Here is a 16,309-nt window from a genome sequence, read left to right on the forward strand (position 1 = left end):
TTGCATTCCACTAAAACTTCATGATCTTCCGTGCCCGTGGCGTGCCCGATGGCTTTTTAGGCTCGATATCCCGCGCTTTTTTGAATGCTTGGCCGAGCGCCCGTGCAATGACCTCGTCGCGCTCCTTGCTCCCGTGCTGGTAGATCAGCGCCGCCCGGGTGGAGGAGTGCCCCATCCGAGTCATCAACTCTTTGAGGCTCGCCCCGTTAGCCGATGCCAAGGTGTTACCTACGTGCCGGAGATCATGGAAGCGAAATCCCGGAAGACTCACCTCCGCCTGGACCTTCCTCCAGATCCGGCGAAAGCTGGAGCGCCGTAGCATCGCCCCCTTAGGCCCGACGAAGACGTGCCCGTACTCTCCCGGCTCCGCGAACTCGTCGAGGTGCACCCGTAGATCGGGGATGATCTCCGGGGGAATGGAGACCGTCCGCCGACCGGCCCACGACTTGGGCGTGCCGTCAACGAGTTTGCCCCCGTCGAGTTCGGCCAGCGCGCCCACGACCCGAACGACTCCCCCGTCCACATCGAGATGCATACGGCGAAGCCCCGCCAGTTCACCCCATCGCAGACTTGCGAAGGTGCCCAGCAGCACGAGCGCCCGATACCGCGAGGGAACCGCATCTGCGATCTCCAGGACCTTGGCGAGCGGGATCATCTCCCGTTCTGGAGTGTCCGGCGTGCCGGCACCCTTGATCCGACACGGGTTACGACGAATCCTCTCGTCGTCTACCGCCGTGCCCATGATCGACTTGAGAAGTTGGTATGCCTTGGCGACGGTGGACTGTCCAACTACGCCGAGCCGTTCCTTGCGCCAACGCCGTATATCAGCCTCTTTGATATCGACCAGGTTGTATTCGCCGAAAGTCGGAGCGATGTGGTTTTTGAGGAGCCCCCGGTACAGCTCCTCCGTACGAGGCTTGAGCACGCGATCATCGATCCACTCGGCGGCGTAATCGCTGAAGAGGACTTTCCCTCGCTCCGGGCTCATCCAGTCGCCCCGCTGAATCTCTGCCTCCTTCAGGACGAGCCACCTGTCCGCATCCTTTTTTGTGGCGAAAGTCTCCGGAGCCGGGCGATCCACTCCATCAGGACCGAGATATCGAGCTTGAAACCGGCCGGAGGAGAGTTTCCGGACGCGGCCGAAGCGCCTCTTAGCGACCTTCCTGGCGTTGGAACGCCGGGGCTCTTCCTCCGAGGTAGACAGTGCAGTCTTGGCCATTACGCGGCCCTCCTACGGCGTGTGGTGGTGATCGGGTCGACCAGCCCCGCCGCGATGAACGCCTCAAGCGCCGCTTCGGGGATGCGGACATTGCGTCCGACGTGAATGAAGGTGATCCGGCGTTCCTCGATCAGGCGACGAGGGAAACGGACCGAGGTGTTCAGCCGTTCGGCCGCCTCTTCGACGGTGAGCAACCGGCCCTGCGCCAGTTCGGGAAGGAGGGAGGCGGGCTCCCATGTGATCTTGGTCACGCTGCCACCTCCAGCCCCGCAGCTGCCGAAAGATCTTCGATGGGTTTTCCGTCCGCTCTGGCCTGAAGTTCGGCCAGCCGTGTACGGGTGCGGTGTCGATTGGCGACGCCGCGCAGCAGGCGTTTGGCCAGCGGGGTGCGGGTTGGGTCCTTGGTAGAGACGGGGCGCCAGATGTAGCGGTGTGGGTCGATGGTCGTCTCATCGGGCAGGCCGAGCATGTCAAGCGGCGGCGCGCCGCGCCGCCGTACATGGCCCTCTGCCGCCCGCCGTCCGGGCGTGCGGCGTGGGCGCCGGTCCCGGCCGGCGGCGCCCCGGGCCGTAGCCGCACCGCGCATCCGCCGTACCTAACCCACGCACCGACCCCAGCGGCACGCCGCCACAGTGCCACATCCACGCTGAGAGCTACACGGTCCTCTCGTCGGTGCCCCTCGCTACCCCCAGCGCCGACATTCAAGTGGAGTCATATCAGGCAACTCCCCGCCGACGAGCTCACCTGAGAACCAGCCCAGCAGGAAATCTGTCACCGTCATGTCGATCACCCGATAGGCATGATGTCGCGGCCAGATAGCCACCGGCCACTGATCAGGCTCGCCTGCGGTCAACCACCCCAGGCAGTCACCATCGATGCTGTTCCCCCACGACAGGAACCCGCCAGGTTCCGGCCAGGCCGCGAACGGATACGCCTGCGGCCACTCGGAGCGGAACGAGCGATACTCATCACCCAACTCCCGGGCTTCTGCTTCCTTGCTGAACCCGTGCTCATCTCGCCGGGGATCACCCAGCGCCAGCCACTCGGAGAACTCGCTCTGCCCATAGGCGTCGACGAGCGCCACATAGTCAGAAGGCATCTCCGTACCCAGCTCTGCGAACAACTCCGCCCAACTCCCCAATCCGAACAGCGGATCCGGCGGCGGAGGGACAAGAGCAATAAGCCGATTCAACGCGACCTGACCTTCATTCATGCCGTAGACAGTAGACAAACAAGCCGACAAATGGCCTCCGGCGGGGCACTCCGACTCCGGGATGATCGCTAAGCGTGTGGTCACTTCCGCCGGACTGTCGGTGGCTGAGGTAGGGGCCTGATCATCCCGTCTGTCATCAGCCCGGGACAAGCCGAGCAGACCCCAAGCCAGGGCGCCAGGTCGTTCGTCCGGTGGGGCGCTCCACCTGGCGCCCTGACTCGTGGCCCGCTTCCCCTGCGGGCGGGTCGACGACAGACGGGATGATCAGCCGGGCGAAGCTTGCGCGGGCGCGCGGGACAATGAACCCGTGCAACGATTCGACGCCGCAGGAGCTGACCTCGTCCCTGGTCAGCGCGTCCGAGTTCATGTGACTCATCAGCACCCCTGGGGCGTCAGCGTGACGATCATCGGGCATGAGGACATCGGAGCATCGATCGACGGCGCAGCGATCGACAGTCCTTCTGCCGAAAGCCGTGCTTGGTTAGGGGAGTACCCCGTTGTCGGGTCGGAGATTGACGCCGTGGTGCAGCAGATCCGCCGCTGGCATCCACCGGCATGGGTGCGATTGACCATCCGCGCCCGGGACCTAGACAGCTTTCAATGGCCGTGCGACTTCTGCGACAAGCCCACGATCTTGAGCTCGGGGGGCGATGGTGTGGTCATGGACGTCAGGAGCGCCGATGGCCCCGGTAGCCATGCCATCGTGGCCCATCGTGAGTGCCTAAGAGAGCGTCTGAATGAGCGCAGCTACGAACGTGCTCGTGTCGACTCGGTCGGCCGAAGCTGAGTGAAGATGGCAGACGGAGACGGCTCGGCCGAGGTCGGCGACGTACGTAACCAGTGGATAGCCGCCTATCAGCTCAACCGACTCCATGCCCAGCTCCCTGAGCAAGGTGAGGGCCGACGGGTGTTCGCCCGCATGGTCTTCTTCGCGCTGGACGGCGCGGAGAAGGCCGGATACCCCAAGCGGAATGCGGACGCCGTACGGTTCAACCTCCGCGGCTTGCTGATCGAAGAGCTACCGCCGGACGGAGATCCCCTATGGGATCCCGATGCGCTGGGCGCGGACGTGCTGGCCGCATTGCCGCTGTCCCTACAGCGAGCCCAAACATGGAGCACAGATTGGACCACCCGACCCCGAATCGAGATCCTGGCTCTGCGCACCTGCAAGAACCTGCTCGGATCGATGAGGGCGATCGCCGACCGTATGACCGCTGAACCGCTGAGAACACAGGTTGATCAATGGTTGGAACTCTGGCCGCGTCTACCCTGATCGTCGTGCCATTAGCGTGCCATTAACCCCGGTAACAAGGGGTCAATCACGGTCACTCACGACCGGCCCAAAGCACAGGTCAGCCGTCCTACGAGGCGTGATGCATACGATTCCCAAGCTGACAGCGCAGGCTCGATTCCCGTATGGGTGGGACAACGGTGACAGGATGATCCGGCAAGGGGAGGAGCATGCCGGTGCGCATCAAAAATCGATTCCTGCTGGGGCGACCGCTGTATCCATCGGGAGCGGAAGAAGCTCTTGTCAACGTGATCCATCGAGCCTTCATCGACATCCGGACCATGGTCTGGCACCGCAAGCCGCTCTGGCTGAACAGTGATGACCCGGGAGCCGAGTCAACGGCCTATCTCCAGCAGATCCACATGCTGTCAGACCTCGGAGACCAACTGCCGTCATGTCTCGCAGCCATGCTTCGTCGCCCTCGTTCCCGGAAGGAAATTACGTGGAACCTGACCTATACATGGAGAACTGCCGGCCCAGACAAGCGCCAGTGGCTGCGAGATGTTTTCGCCGAAGTCGGCTACGACCATCATCATCTTTTCCCGGACCAGGGCGATCATGACAAGTACGACAGGGCGACTCAGTTAGGGAAACGGATCCGAACGGCCCGGTCTGCCGCAGAGGCGGAGCTGACTGCCCTCGGGTACGACAAAAAGGCATGGGAGGAGGACCGATGGCACACCTTGGAGGAGTTGCCCGGTGGGGATGGGCCGCGTGCTCATGTGATTTTCACATTCATACCCCGTTCCCGGCTCGCACGCTGGCGGGGGCGATCCACGTTGATTCTAGCCGTGGATGTTGAGACGAACCAAGCAACACTGGCGTCTAAAGATCCGGAACATAGACGGAATGGTCTCGTTCGTTCTTGATCGGAAAGTCCGCAGACCACAGGTCAGGACCCCACACGTTGAACGAGCATCACTCCACTTTTAATCCGCAGGTTCCGGACTTAGGGGTCCTAACGCAATGAGTTGTAAGGGCCGCCACAAGTACCTGGCCAGCCTCGGCCGCTACGTCCGCCTCGGTGAGGAGACCTCCGCCCGCGTCACCGCCGAGGCCGATCCCGTCCAGCGCCGCGAGCACCACGGCGCGGTGCGTGCCGTGGTCTCGGTGCTGTGATACCTGCACGTTCTGGGCGCTAGAAGATTTCCAAGAAGATCCTCGCGGCTGCCGCTGCGATGAGAGCTGCGGAACTTATCAGCATCCATCGAGTCGCGCTTCCGAGTTTCTTGGTCCTCGCGTGATGTACGCAGATGCAACGCCATAGCTCCAGCACTGCCGCATCTAATGTCTCGGCTGTGGTTTGTGCGGTGAACGTGTCGCGAAACTCCTTTGCGGAGCTTATTTTGCTGATCGTGTCGCTGTAACTGAATGCGATTGGAGTGCGATCGTCATGCCCCAGAGAGATCTTCGGAATAGATCGCGAGCCGGTGAATATTCCAACCGCACTTATGGTCGAGTAGGCAATGGCCGCTAGGCTGGTTAGCGCGAACGCCCCGGTGATCGGTGATATGGAAGACGAGCTCAGCCCTGAGATGAATACTACTCCGGTGATTACCAGAGCATTGGCGCTCAAAATTCCGCTGGCTCTGCTGATGAGCCCCAGTCGGAGCTGATCCGATCGAGTCAGATGCCATTGGGCAAGATTCAGCCGAGCTGTAATGTCCATCTCGTCGGTCATCTAGCTCCTTGCCTTCCCCTGTCGGCCTGCAGAAGGGTCCACGATTGTCCAACGCGATCGAGCGGAAACTGGTTCCTGTATGGGCATGCGGTCGTTAGGCCCCAGGAGCCTTGCCCAACTACCGCTGTGCAATATGTACGCAATGATCATGACCCACCCCTTCCAGCCGTGCCCGTTGCGTGCCCGTCAGGAGGGTGAGCAAGGGGGAACCGCGGGGATTCACGGGTAAGGCGAGACCATCTCTGGCCTGGGACGCTGCAGGCCGGAGGGCCGTGCACCGCAATCTTCCAAACTAGCTACGCGGGTTCGATTCCCGTCGTCCGCTCAAATGGCAAAAGGCCAGGTCAACCGGCATACGGTGACCTGGCCTTTTGTTATTCAAGAAGTTTTTTCGATCGCCCGTGCCACCTGCGTGCCACTAACCTTTTTTGTGCCTCTCGGTGTGGCTTTCTCACGTGCCACCTTGAGCGCTTGGCCCAGCGCCTCAGCGATCACCTTGTCTCGGTCCTGACTGGTGTGTTGATAGATCAGCGCTGCCCGCGCCGAGGCGTGCCCCATCCAAGCCATCGGCTCTTTGAGGCTCGCCCCGTTAGCCGATGCCAAGGTGTTGCCGACGTGCCGGAGATCGTGGAGGCGAAATCCCGGAAGGCCCCCCTCCGCCTGGACCCGCCTCCAGAGTCGCCGCCCGCGCGGCTGCCGGTCCGCTTCGCTCGGAAGATGACCGCGTCTACACAGGCCGATTTGACGTCCCTGGGCTGGTGGCGTTGGGTGACTGGCGTGTCCAGGTTGCATTTTGAAGCGGTAGATGACGCAACGCTTGAGAAGTGGCGGCATGTCCACAACGTGATCATCCCGGCCGATCCTCTGTCACTGGAGGACGTACGAGAGCGCCGGCAGCGGTTTCACTTGGAGTTGGGGTATGTCGGCGATGTGCTTGCCGGCTGCTCTACCGTACGCCCTCCTATGGACGATGCGGGGAAGGCCACAGTGATCGTGCGGGTGCTTCCCGAGCACCGTCGGCAGGGGATCGGTGGGGAGTTCTTCCAGCGTGAGTTGGAACATGCCCGGGCGATGGGTGGCAAGGTCATCGAGACCGTAGTCCTGGAATCCAACCAGGACGGACTGCGGTTCGCGCTCTCCCATGGCTTCGTCGAGATCGAGCGTTACGTGCTACCCGGCCACGCCGTCCCCTTCATCGATCTGAGACTGACGTAGCCGCAGAGCCGTCAGGGCCTCCGCCGGCCCCTGAGCGGTCACGAATGAACGACACCGGTATACCAACGGCATCGCCCGCCACCTCGCCACGATGGCCCTCAAGTCTGCGAGTGCGGGGCAGCCGTCGTGATGACGGGTGCCTGCAACGGGGGATCCGGCCTTTTTATCGAGGCTCAAGTTGGCGGTGTCTGATGCTTGGCCGTCTGAACGATCCCCGAGCGGAGCCCTCCGCTCGGGGAGTGGGTGCGGGCGAATCCGGCCGCCGGTACGAGCCATGAAGCCATCACGCCTTCTACGACGCACCCCGCCTCCAACTGCGTCACCTCAGTGCCGCGCCAACCACCGGCCCGCCGCCGCCCAGGCATTACGAGGCGCCTCGGAGAAATCTCCTTGCGCCAGCTCGCGTTGGTCACGCTCCACGTTTGCGACATGCACCGTACAGACAGCAAGACCAATGCTCACGAGCATGGCGAGTACCAAGAAAGTAAATCCCAGCCAGCCCAAAACGCTCCATGGCTCGTACGAACTCACTCGATACTGCGTCCGCACCATCGATTCCATGCCCATGAGTGCCGCTGCGATCGCGTACATGACTACCGGAAGGACGAAAAAAGCCCGCTTACGCATGGGATTAATTGTGCACCTTGGCCGTTTTGCTCCACGAGCTTCTACGCGCATGAGTCGCTGCGGCCGCCGGCCCCAACCACTACGCGGCGCCTACGGCGTCCTTCGGATCAGCGCCGGCCGCTCTGCTCCCGCTACATGAAACCCTTACGCGCGAGCCAGGCAATCAGCCCTAAAATCGACACGAAGATGAGCCCCATGCTCGCCCACGAAGCCCAATCGAGCGGCCCTGCTGTATGGGGATCCCCGCCATCCGTGGACGCGAGTAACGAGAAGATCGATGACAGCGTCGCCGCCATCACGACGAGCATGACTCCCGAGAACATGAGCAGGCGATTACGCGGCCCATCAGGTGCTTCCCCTGGCGCAGGCTCGCCATACTCACCTCTGCGGGCCTTGCGAAAACTCTCCACGGCGACCGCCAGCGCAAGAGCCAGGCCAAGTCCTGCGGCGATCAAGGCCACCCAGTCGAACGGTCCACGCACATAGGGATCTACGCCGCTTATCCATTTGAGACCGCGAATCGCCAGCGACAACAGCAGCACGCCTATGAGGAGTTTGAACGGACCAGGCGGCATTTTATTGGACACATCATGATTATGTCGGTTGTCGATCTTTCGTCCAAGAACAACCTCCGGCGGGGGCGCTTCGGCCCCGGGATCATCGTGATCGAAAGACCGGGGAGCCGTAGATGGCCGGGGTGGACCTGATCGTGCCACTTAACACGTCCCAGGCGGGGAGGAGTGAGTCGTCCGCACGGGGTTCTCACGTCGCGCCGCTCGCATGCCGGTAAGGCCGGGAAACGAGGGGCTGTCAGGGGACTCACGGGCAGGGCAGGACTGCTTCCGACCAGCGCTGCAGCAGCTCACAGTGCTGCGTACCGAAGTCTTCCAAACCGGCTACGCGGGCTCGGTTCCCGTCGTCCGCTCCAAAATGGCAAAAGGCCAGGTCACTCCATCCCTGGGGCAACCTGGCCTTTGGTTTTCGTCTAACTTCTCTCTGCTTTCGCGCCCGTTATATGCCTAATGAGTTTTTCTCAGCCTCGGCGTGTGAGGCCGTGAATTCCTCCCCGTACAAATCTGCGATCACCGCTCACCCTCCGGCGGGTTCCGCCGGAGGGTGAGCGACCCTCCCCTGAGCGGCCCCCGGCGAGAGAGCGGTGATCACGCGGGGAAGTCCTTCGGGTTGACGCCGCTCGTGCTGGCGTTGCCGCCCCTGACGACGTTCAGGGTCAGCGTCCAGATGGTCGACTGGGTCGTGGTCGTGGTGAACGACAGCAGTCTGTCGAAGCGCCTGTAGACGGCGCTCCGGCCGAACTTGCCCTTGGAGGTGCTGAACCTGTAACCGCTGGTGTAGAAGATGCGGTAGGTGCCGTCCCTGACATCGTTGACGGTTGCCGTCGACCTTGCCCTGACGAAGACACTGATCGCCTTGCTCTTGCCGCGGACGAGGGTGACGACCGCGTCCCTGGTGGTGCCGTTCTTGACCTTGAGAGCACCCTGCCCACCGCTGATGCGGTCGTAGAGGATCTTGCCGTTGGCGGGACGCGCGGCCGCCTCGGTCCAGGAGACTGCGGAGGACTCCTGGGTCGTGGCGCCGGCCGGACTGGAGGCGATACCAGTCAGGAGAACGGATGCGAGGATCGCTCCCGCGAGGGGACGTAGAGAAACCATTTCGTAAATATGGCGAACCATCCGTTAACCCGTCAACGGATAATGCATCCGCGGAAAATTGTCCGGACACCGTTCCCCAAGCGGAAATGCAAACGGCACCTCCTGGAGACATCGGCCGAACCGCGCACCACCTCGCGCGGGCCGGCCGGGGAAGAGTCCCTCCGTACCCCGGACGACTCCGGAGGTCGCTAGGAGGAACCGCTGCACACTTCCGTCGACAGAGCGGTCTGCCAAGGCTCGGCGGCCTGCTTCCCCTCGGGATCCGAACCGAGCGCGTGGAGAGCGGCGTAGACGGTCGTCTGGACGCCGGAGACCTCCACGCGAACAGGAATCGGCCACTCTCCCTTCGGAACGGCCGCGCAGTCGATGATCTTGTACTTCAGACTGAAGCCGAGACTCTGCCTGGGCTGGAGCACCTGGGAGTCCTGCTTCCCCGGGGACAGCAACTCCAGTCCCGGCCCGCTCCGGCCGATCCCCACAATCGTCACGGGCCCCTGGCTTCTGCTTTTCATGTCCAGGTTGACGGTGAACTGCCGGAACGATTCGTCCGGGCCTTCGACGGATTCGGTGGAGGTCCCCGTCATCTCCAGGTTGAAGCCGGGAGACGCAGGCAGGTCCGGCGACGAGTGCGCGGCAGCGGCAGCGGCAGCGGCGTGGGCCGGCGGCGCCAGGCCGCACGCCGACACGAGCATCAGGGCAGAGGCGACACCGTACGACCTGAGACGCCGATTACCACTCGCTACCTGAGTCATACCGGGGACATTCACCTATATAGCCACAAAACAACCTCACGCCACGACCAGGCCATCCCCAACATTTCTCGACAAATCCCTCGAAACAGGCCCGCTGAAGCATGAGGGCGGCGGATGTGACGGCCGCACCGCGCGGGACCACGCGCATTCCATGCCCCGCCAAATCGCCTAAATCATCCGAATTGCCCACATGAGCACCAAGAACGGTGACGCATCGGCCTCCGCCACGATCGGGAGGAAAGCACAAACGGCGGACTACAACGGGTGACGGGACCGACACTGAGTGAATCCAATCCAGGAGGCACACATGAGCGAAGCCGTCCGAGTCCTGCTCGACGAGTCCCGGATCCCCCGCAACTGGTACAACATCGTGGCCGACCTACCGGCCCCGCCTCCGCCGCCGCTGCATCCGGACACGTTGCAGCCGGTCGGCCCGGACGATCTCGCACCGCTGTTCCCGATGGAGCTGATCGCCCAGGAGGCCGGCTCCGAACGCTTCGTCGCGATCCCGCAGAGTGTCCGCGACGTCTACCGCCTCTGGCGACCGACCCCGCTGATCCGCGCCCGCAGGCTCGAACGCGATCTCGGCACGCCCGCGAGGATCTACTACAAGTACGAGGGCGGTTCCCCCTCGGGCTCGCACAAACCGAACACCGCCGTCCCCCAGGCCTACTACAACGCGCGGGAGGGGATCAGGCGGCTGACCACGGAGACCGGAGCGGGCCAGTGGGGCTCGGCACTGGCGTTCGCCTGCGCGCAGTACGGCATCGAGTGCGAGATCTGGATGGTCCGCGCCTCCTACGACCAGAAACCGCACCGCAGAAGCCTGATGCGGATGTACGGCGCGACCGTGCACGCGAGCCCGTCCCCGATGACCTCGGCGGGCAGCCGGATCCTGGCCGACCATCCGGACTCACCGGGCAGCCTCGGCATCGCGATCAGCGAGGCCGTCGAGGTGGCGGGGGCGGACCCGGAGGTCCGCTACGCGCTGGGCAGTGTGCTGAACCACGTTCTGCTCCACCAGACGGTGATCGGCGAGGAGGCGCTCGAACAGATGGCCGCGTTCGGCGAGGTGCCGGATCTGATCGTGGGCTGCGCGGGCGGCGGTTCCAATTTCGCCGGGCTGACCTTCCCCTTCCTCCGCGAGAAGCTGGCCGGGCGGATGAATCCGGTGATCCGGGCCATCGAGCCCGAGGCCTGCCCCTCACTCACCCGGGGCACCTACGCCTACGATTTCGGCGATGCCGCCGGGCTCACCCCGTTGCTGAAGATGCACACGCTGGGCCACGACTTCGTACCCGATCCGATCCACGCGGGCGGCCTGCGCTACCACGGCATGTCGCCCCTGCTCTCACACGTGTACGAGCTGGGACTGTTCGAGGCGGCCGCCAGGGGCCAGACCGAGTGTTTCGAGGCGGGGCTGCGCTTCGCCAGGACCGAGGGGATCATCCCGGCACCCGAGCCGGCCCACGCGCTGGCCGAGGTCGTCGCCGAGGCGCTCCGATGCAGGGAGACGGGTGAGCCCAAGGTGCTGTTGACCGCGCTGTGCGGGCACGGGCACTTCGACATGAACGCCTACGACCGCTACCTGTCCGGGGAGATGGAGGATCTCTCGCTCCCCCAGGAGCAGATCGACACGGCGCTGGCCGGGCTCCCCACCCTGTGATCGCCCGCTCCGCCACCTCCGTGATCAAAATGCTCCGTTGCGTGACCGATAAATTCCGCTAGATCCAGAAATATCCAGTAATCTCGCCCAAACAAGGAGAGCGAAACTAGATCATTCTTTACAATCCTCCCTAAAAGCAGTCAAAGTGGCCTGGAGGGAACGTGACGGAGTTCGACGGCGTCATCGTGGGCGGAGGCCACAACGGGCTTACGTGCGCCGCCTACCTCGCCAAGGCGGGCTTATCCGTCGCGGTTGTGGAGCGAAACGACGAGGCCGGGGGTGGATGCACCACCCAGGAACTGACCCTCCCCGGCTTCCGGCACAACACCCACAGCAGCTATCACTTCCTGGAGGAGGGCCCGGTCCCCGGCGACCTGGAACTCCAGCGGTACGGCCTTCAGTACGTCTACCCCGAGACCCAGCACGCCACGATCTTCAGGGACGGCCGCGCGATCACGGTCTACACCGACCCCAAGCGCACCGCCGAGTCCCTGGCCCGGTTCTCCAGGGCCGACGCCGACCGGTGGCTGGAGCTGTACGAGCGCTACGCCGAGGCGGCCAGGGGCCTGATGAACGGCTTCCTCTACTCCAGGCCGCTGCCGCCACCCGTGCTCGCCGAGCAGATCAAGGGCGATCTCGGCCGCGACCTGATGAGCTACATGCCTCTGTCGCTGTACGAGGCCGTGGACAGAAACTTCGAGAGCGAGCAGGTCAGGGTTCTGTTCAAGTCCTTCCTGCACGCGATCTCCATCGAGGACGTACCCGGCACCGGCGGTTTCTTCCCCCGGCTGCTCTCCCGCATCACACGCCTCGGCGTGCCCGTGGGCGGGGCGGGAAACGTGGCGAGCGCGCTGCGCGCCGTCATCGAGGAGCACGGCGGCACGGTGGTCACCGGCGCCCACGTCGAACAGATCATGGTCGACGACGGCCGGGCCACCGGGGTCAGGCTGGCCACGGGTGAGGTCCTCGGCGCGCGGCGGTTCGTGGCCAGTTCGGTGGACGCCCCCCAGACGGTCCGGCTGGCCGGCCCGGAGAACTTCGGCGCCGAGATCACAGACAAGATCGAGAACTATAAATGGGCCGGGCACAGCCTGGTCACCCTCCACCTGGCGCTCCAGGAGCCCCCGCGCTACACGGCGGCCGAGTTCGAGCCCGATGTGGACCGAGCCTTCCTGGTCGTGCTCGGCGCCGACGACAGCGAGCAGCTCGGCCGTACCTTCGACCAGATCCACGAGGGACGCTTACCCGACCGGCTCGCGGGTAACGGCGCGTGCCCGTCGCTGTTCGACCCCTCGTACGCGCCGGACGGCAAGCACGTGGCGTTCTGGTGGCCCTGGGCGCCGTACGACCTCGACGGGGACTCGGCCAACTGGGACCGCAGGAGCGAGGAGGTGGGAGAGCGGCTGCTCGCCGAGTGGACCGAGTACGCCCCCAACCTCGCCGGCTCCGTCCTCGGCAAGCGGGTCTTCTCCCCGCTCGACATCGAGCGCCACTGCGTCAACATGGTGCGCGGCAGCCACCACGTCGGCGCGTACGAGCCCTCACAGCTGGGCGGCAACCGGCCGGTCCCCGAGATGGGCCAGTACCGGACCCCGATCGACGGCCTCTACCTCTGTGGCGCCAGCAGCCACCCCGGCGGCTCGGTCTCCGCGGCCCCCGGGTACAACGGAGCGAATGCCATTGCCGAAGACCTCGAACTGGACACCTGGTGGACCCCGGTGCCCGCACCCCGGTGGAGCGAGTGAAGTCACGTTTCGTCACTAAGGACCCAGCGACGCCAGGCTTTCGAATGAGCAGCCCCGCTTCACTGCACGAGCAGCTTTCCATGCTCAACGCGGCGAGCAAACGAATCGGCAGCACCCTGGACATGTTCGAGACCGGCAGGGAGCTGATGGATCTCGCCGTACCGCGTTTCGCGGACGCGGCGGGCATCCTGGTGCAGGACCGGCTGGTGACCGAGGGTGAGTTCCCCCAGCGCAGCACCGACGGCACGGCGCCGGTACGGAGGATCGCGGTGGGCGTGTCCGACCCCGCGCCCGGTGTGTACGCCAACGCGTTCCCGGTGGACGAGGTCGCCGTCTACGAGGCGTGGACGCCCTACGCCCGATGCATGGCCAGCGGCAACCCCATCCTGTACCCCCGCCTGGGCCGCCGTACGGCCGAGGAGATCGGGCGGTTCTGGAAGCGCGACTCGGTCTCCAGCGTGCTGGAGGACAGCTCCTTCCTGGTGGTCCCGCTGAAGGCGCGCGGCCAGGTGCTCGGCTTTGTCATCTTCACCCGCAGACCCGACAGCTACCCCTTCGACGAGCAGGACGTGAACCTCGCCGAGGAACTGGCGGCCAGGACCGGGGTCTGCATCGACAACGCGAGGCTCTACAGCCGTGAGCGCCGTACCGCGCTGACCCTGCAGAGCAGCCTGCTCCCCATAGACCTCTACCAGCCGCTGGGCCTGACGATCGCCTCCCGCTACCTGCCCGCGAGTGATCTGGTGGGGGTGGGCGGCGACTGGTACGACGTGATCCCGCTGCCCGGGTGCCGGGTCGCCCTCGTGGTCGGCGACGTCATGGGGCACGGCATCAGGGCCGCCGCCACGATGGGCCAGCTCCGTACGGCCGCGCGCACGCTGGCCAGCCTGGACCTGAGCCCGGCCGACGTGCTGTTCCGGCTCAACCGGATGAGCCAGGACCTGGACGCCAGCCAGATCGCGACGTGCGTGTACGCCACCTACGACCCGGTGACGCAGCTCTGCGAGATAGCGTGCGCGGGGCATGTACCGCCGATCCTGGTACGGCCGGGCGGCGAGACCGAGCTGCTTGAGCTGCCTCCCGGGCTTCCCCTCGGCATCGGCAACGAACCGGCCGAGATGCGCAGGTTCACGCTGCCGCACGGCAGCGTCCTGGCCTTCTACACCGACGGGCTGGTGGAGAGCCGTGACCGGGACATCGACGAGGGCATCAGCGCGCTGCGCGGCCTGCTCTCCGGTCAGGACCAGGACCTGGAAGAGGTCTGCGACCTGACGATCAGTGCCCAGCGTCCGGGACACGAGCGTGACGACATCGCCCTCATGCTGGCGAGGGTGTGCGAGCTCACCGAGAACGAGGTGGTGGAGCTGACCCTCCCCTCCGAGCCCATCTCCGCCTCGAAGGCCCGCCGCTTCGTCCGCAGCACCCTCACCGGCTGGGGACTGTCCTCGATCGCCGACAACACGGAGCTCATGGTCAGCGAGCTGGTCGCCAACGCGATCGAGCACGGCCACGGCCCGGTCGAGTTGCGTCTGCTGCGCGGTCCCACGCTGCTCTGCGAGGTGTCCGACTACTCCCCCGCGGTGCCGGTCATGCGCGAGGCGGCCACCGACGACGACACCGGCCGCGGGATCTACCTCATCAACTGGCTCGCCCACCGCTGGGGCTCCCGCCTGACCCCGAAGGGCAAAATCGTCTGGGTGGAGCTGAAGTTGCCGTGGAGCTCTCCCCATACCGGGTGAGGGTGAAAGGGATTCGCAGGGCTGGGTTCCTCGGTATTCCTCCGTACCGTGAACGGCACCGGAGCGTGGCGCACTCAGCCGGAGTGTTCGCCGCGCCCCGGTGCCGTCGGGTTCGGCGGATCGCGTAGATCGCGGTGGTGCCGCCGGCCCTGTCTGCGACCACCGGCGACGGCCGGGAGACCCTCGCTCTGCGAGGCGGGACGGACCGCACGCCCTCGGGGCCGGGGTTCCCGGCGATGCCGTCCTCGATCGAACCGGCGAAGGCGTGGGTACGGCCTCGCATCTCGCCCGAGGAGGGAGCGCTCGATCCTCCCGTGACCGGAATCGGTCACGGCGCCGGAACAGGCCGGTGACCACGACAGCGGTCAGGGGGCAAAGATCGCTTTGCGCATGTGGTGAATTTTCACGAAATATCATGGCCGATCGCTGACGGTGAAATAACCGCGGGATGAACCCATATAGCCGGGTGGAGCATAACCCTCAATCGGTAGGGCATCGGCCTACCCGTCATGCCTCATAGACGCGATGACTACTGGCGATCCACGGGTTACGGTCGAGATAAGACTCGGGAGGGCATGATGACCATCGACATACGTGAGGCCTACCGCCGCGCGCTGGACGACTTCGGCGCTCTCGTTCATCGGATCGAGCCCGACCAGTGGCAGACCCGGACTCCATGCGTCGACTGGGACGTTCGTGCCCTGGTCAACCATGTGGTGAGGGAGAATCTGGGGGCGCCCGAACTGCTCAGCGGACGGTCCGCCGCGGAGATCGGTGACATCTTCGACGGCGACCTGCTCGGCGACGACCCGATCAAGGCGTTCGACGCCTCGGCCATGGGCGCCGTCCAGGCGGCGAGCAGCGACCACTCCCTGACCTGCGTCACCCGCCTGTCGTTCGGTGACGTGTCCGGCGCGGAGTACATCGCCGAACTGTTCGCCGACGCCCTCATCCACACCTGGGACCTGGCCCGCGCCATCGGCGCCGACGAACGGCTCGACCCCGAGCTGGTCGAGGCCTGCACGGCCTGGTTCGCCGACGCGGAGAACGACTACCGCCAGGCAGGGGTCATAGGAAAACCGCAGTCGGTGCCCTCCGGCACGGACCCGCAGACCCGGCTCCTGGCCTCCTGGGGCCGCGTGGCCAGACCGTGTCCCTCGGCGTGACCCCGGACCGTCCCTGACCGCGTCTCTCCGACAGGCGCCGGCCCGCAGGCGCCCCGGCTTCACGACGGCTCGGTACCGCGTCCCGGCGTTCCCGATCGTCTCCCCGGGCGCCCCCGGCGGGCCTCAGCTGGCCGGCCGCTTGCCGTGATTGGCCCTGCGCTTCCTGCGTGCCCGGCTCTTGCGTGATCGCCTGCCCATACCGACCACCCTCTTCCTCACGTTCTCAGGGGCCCCGGTTCTCCCGGGGTCCGATGACGCGAGTCCCTTTCACGGGGCCTCATCCTCACGTTCCTCCTGGGACGCGTGCCGTACAAGACCCGAGAGA

At 65.0% G+C, this 16,309-nt stretch carries 18 protein-coding genes; 9 read left to right on the forward strand and 9 right to left on the reverse strand.

The window, feature by feature from the left end; genetic code table 11:
• Positions 1–10: 10 nt before the first annotated feature.
• From DKM19_RS35410 to DKM19_RS35425, 4 genes are all read right to left on the reverse strand, one after another.
• Positions 11–1,219 carry a site-specific integrase gene (locus tag DKM19_RS35410; protein ID WP_110701822.1) on the reverse strand — a complete coding sequence of 403 codons (1,209 nt, stop codon included), beginning with the start codon at positions 1,217–1,219 and terminating at the stop codon, positions 11–13.
• Positions 1,219–1,470, reverse strand: coding sequence for an excisionase family DNA-binding protein (locus tag DKM19_RS35415; RefSeq protein ID WP_239513752.1), 252 nt, complete (start codon positions 1,468–1,470; stop codon positions 1,219–1,221). The genes DKM19_RS35410 and DKM19_RS35415 overlap by 1 nt, the downstream gene beginning before the upstream one ends.
• Positions 1,467–1,688, reverse strand: coding sequence for a hypothetical protein (locus DKM19_RS35420; protein ID WP_204358380.1), 222 nt, complete (start codon positions 1,686–1,688; stop codon positions 1,467–1,469). Before DKM19_RS35420 ends, DKM19_RS35415 begins: the two co-directional genes overlap by 4 nt.
• 213 nt (positions 1,689–1,901) lie before the next feature.
• The gene (locus DKM19_RS35425) at positions 1,902–2,432 is read right to left on the reverse strand and encodes a hypothetical protein (RefSeq protein ID WP_162642001.1); all 531 of its coding nucleotides are present in this window, start codon (positions 2,430–2,432) and stop codon (positions 1,902–1,904) included.
• A 397-nt stretch (positions 2,433–2,829) separates the two neighbouring features.
• Between DKM19_RS35425 and DKM19_RS51255 the strand changes: the two genes are divergently transcribed.
• The 4 genes from DKM19_RS51255 to DKM19_RS50075 all read left to right on the forward strand — a co-directional run bounded on the left by DKM19_RS51255 (position 2,830) and on the right by DKM19_RS50075 (position 4,842).
• Positions 2,830–3,219 carry a hypothetical protein gene (locus DKM19_RS51255; protein WP_204358381.1) on the forward strand — a complete coding sequence of 130 codons (390 nt, stop codon included), beginning with the start codon at positions 2,830–2,832 and terminating at the stop codon, positions 3,217–3,219.
• A 6-nt stretch (positions 3,220–3,225) separates the two neighbouring features.
• Positions 3,226–3,705, forward strand: a complete 480-nt coding sequence (locus DKM19_RS35435) for a hypothetical protein (RefSeq protein ID WP_162642002.1) — start codon at positions 3,226–3,228, stop codon at positions 3,703–3,705.
• A gap of 188 nt (positions 3,706–3,893) precedes the next feature.
• Positions 3,894–4,592: a hypothetical protein gene (locus tag DKM19_RS50070; protein WP_162642003.1), complete on the forward strand. Its 699-nt coding sequence runs from the start codon at positions 3,894–3,896 to the stop codon at positions 4,590–4,592.
• A gap of 97 nt (positions 4,593–4,689) precedes the next feature.
• Positions 4,690–4,842 (forward strand): hypothetical protein, encoded by a 153-nt coding sequence (locus tag DKM19_RS50075; protein ID WP_162641152.1) that lies wholly within the window; start codon positions 4,690–4,692, stop codon positions 4,840–4,842.
• Between the two features lie 19 nt (positions 4,843–4,861).
• Here DKM19_RS50075 and DKM19_RS50080 read toward each other — a convergent pair whose 3' ends face one another.
• Complete coding sequence (locus DKM19_RS50080) at positions 4,862–5,404, reverse strand: hypothetical protein (protein WP_162642004.1); 543 nt, start codon at positions 5,402–5,404, stop codon at positions 4,862–4,864.
• A 615-nt stretch (positions 5,405–6,019) separates the two neighbouring features.
• Between DKM19_RS50080 and DKM19_RS35440 the strand changes: the two genes are divergently transcribed.
• Positions 6,020–6,619, forward strand: a complete 600-nt coding sequence (locus DKM19_RS35440) for a GNAT family N-acetyltransferase (RefSeq protein ID WP_204358382.1) — start codon at positions 6,020–6,022, stop codon at positions 6,617–6,619.
• Between the two features lie 324 nt (positions 6,620–6,943).
• Here DKM19_RS35440 and DKM19_RS35445 read toward each other — a convergent pair whose 3' ends face one another.
• From DKM19_RS35445 to DKM19_RS35460, 4 genes are all read right to left on the reverse strand, one after another.
• Positions 6,944–7,246 carry a hypothetical protein gene (locus tag DKM19_RS35445; RefSeq protein ID WP_110701828.1) on the reverse strand — a complete coding sequence of 101 codons (303 nt, stop codon included), beginning with the start codon at positions 7,244–7,246 and terminating at the stop codon, positions 6,944–6,946.
• Positions 7,247–7,377: 131 nt separating this feature from the next.
• Positions 7,378–7,833 (reverse strand): hypothetical protein, encoded by a 456-nt coding sequence (locus tag DKM19_RS50085; RefSeq protein ID WP_162642006.1) that lies wholly within the window; start codon positions 7,831–7,833, stop codon positions 7,378–7,380.
• A gap of 573 nt (positions 7,834–8,406) precedes the next feature.
• Positions 8,407–8,916: a hypothetical protein gene (locus DKM19_RS35455; RefSeq protein WP_110701832.1), complete on the reverse strand. Its 510-nt coding sequence runs from the start codon at positions 8,914–8,916 to the stop codon at positions 8,407–8,409.
• Between the two features lie 188 nt (positions 8,917–9,104).
• A complete protein-coding gene (locus DKM19_RS35460; RefSeq protein WP_110701834.1) occupies positions 9,105–9,668 on the reverse strand; it encodes a hypothetical protein in 564 nt (187 codons plus the stop codon).
• Between the two features lie 307 nt (positions 9,669–9,975).
• On the opposite strand from DKM19_RS35460, the gene DKM19_RS35465 reads away from it, so the two are divergent.
• From DKM19_RS35465 to DKM19_RS35485, 4 genes are all read left to right on the forward strand, one after another.
• Positions 9,976–11,334 carry a TrpB-like pyridoxal phosphate-dependent enzyme gene (locus DKM19_RS35465; protein ID WP_110701836.1) on the forward strand — a complete coding sequence of 453 codons (1,359 nt, stop codon included), beginning with the start codon at positions 9,976–9,978 and terminating at the stop codon, positions 11,332–11,334.
• 161 nt (positions 11,335–11,495) lie between these two features.
• Entirely contained in the window at positions 11,496–13,079 is a 1,584-nt protein-coding gene (locus tag DKM19_RS35470; protein WP_110701838.1) for an NAD(P)/FAD-dependent oxidoreductase, read from the forward strand.
• Between the two features lie 44 nt (positions 13,080–13,123).
• Entirely contained in the window at positions 13,124–14,818 is a 1,695-nt protein-coding gene (locus DKM19_RS35475; protein ID WP_239513753.1) for a SpoIIE family protein phosphatase, read from the forward strand.
• A gap of 578 nt (positions 14,819–15,396) precedes the next feature.
• Entirely contained in the window at positions 15,397–15,984 is a 588-nt protein-coding gene (locus DKM19_RS35485) for a TIGR03086 family metal-binding protein (protein ID WP_110706220.1), read from the forward strand.
• Positions 15,985–16,309 lie beyond the last annotated feature (325 nt).

Origin of the sequence: Streptosporangium sp. 'caverna' (genome assembly GCF_003203775.1) — a bacterium.
In the GTDB taxonomy this organism is placed as follows: domain Bacteria; phylum Actinomycetota; class Actinomycetes; order Streptosporangiales; family Streptosporangiaceae; genus Streptosporangium; species Streptosporangium subroseum.

Bases quoted from the DNA above. Each gene is read 5' to 3' on its own strand.
- DKM19_RS35410 (WP_110701822.1), bottom strand. From the start codon at position 1,219: ATGGCCAAGACTGCACTGTCTACCTCGGAGGAAGAGCCCCGGCGTTCC.
- DKM19_RS35420 (WP_204358380.1), bottom strand. From the start codon at position 1,688: ATGCTCGGCCTGCCCGATGAGACGACCATCGACCCACACCGCTACATC.
- DKM19_RS35425 (WP_162642001.1), bottom strand. From the start codon at position 2,432: ATGAATGAAGGTCAGGTCGCGTTGAATCGGCTTATTGCTCTTGTCCCT.
- DKM19_RS35435 (WP_162642002.1), top strand. From the start codon at position 3,226: ATGGCAGACGGAGACGGCTCGGCCGAGGTCGGCGACGTACGTAACCAG.
- DKM19_RS50070 (WP_162642003.1), top strand. From the start codon at position 3,894: ATGCCGGTGCGCATCAAAAATCGATTCCTGCTGGGGCGACCGCTGTAT.
- DKM19_RS50075 (WP_162641152.1), top strand. From the start codon at position 4,690: ATGAGTTGTAAGGGCCGCCACAAGTACCTGGCCAGCCTCGGCCGCTAC.
- DKM19_RS50080 (WP_162642004.1), bottom strand. From the start codon at position 5,404: ATGACCGACGAGATGGACATTACAGCTCGGCTGAATCTTGCCCAATGG.
- DKM19_RS35445 (WP_110701828.1), bottom strand. From the start codon at position 7,246: ATGCGTAAGCGGGCTTTTTTCGTCCTTCCGGTAGTCATGTACGCGATC.
- DKM19_RS35455 (WP_110701832.1), bottom strand. From the start codon at position 8,916: ATGGTTTCTCTACGTCCCCTCGCGGGAGCGATCCTCGCATCCGTTCTC.
- DKM19_RS35460 (WP_110701834.1), bottom strand. From the start codon at position 9,668: ATGACTCAGGTAGCGAGTGGTAATCGGCGTCTCAGGTCGTACGGTGTC.
- DKM19_RS35465 (WP_110701836.1), top strand. From the start codon at position 9,976: ATGAGCGAAGCCGTCCGAGTCCTGCTCGACGAGTCCCGGATCCCCCGC.
- DKM19_RS35475 (WP_239513753.1), top strand. From the start codon at position 13,124: ATGAGCAGCCCCGCTTCACTGCACGAGCAGCTTTCCATGCTCAACGCG.
- DKM19_RS35485 (WP_110706220.1), top strand. From the start codon at position 15,397: ATGACCATCGACATACGTGAGGCCTACCGCCGCGCGCTGGACGACTTC.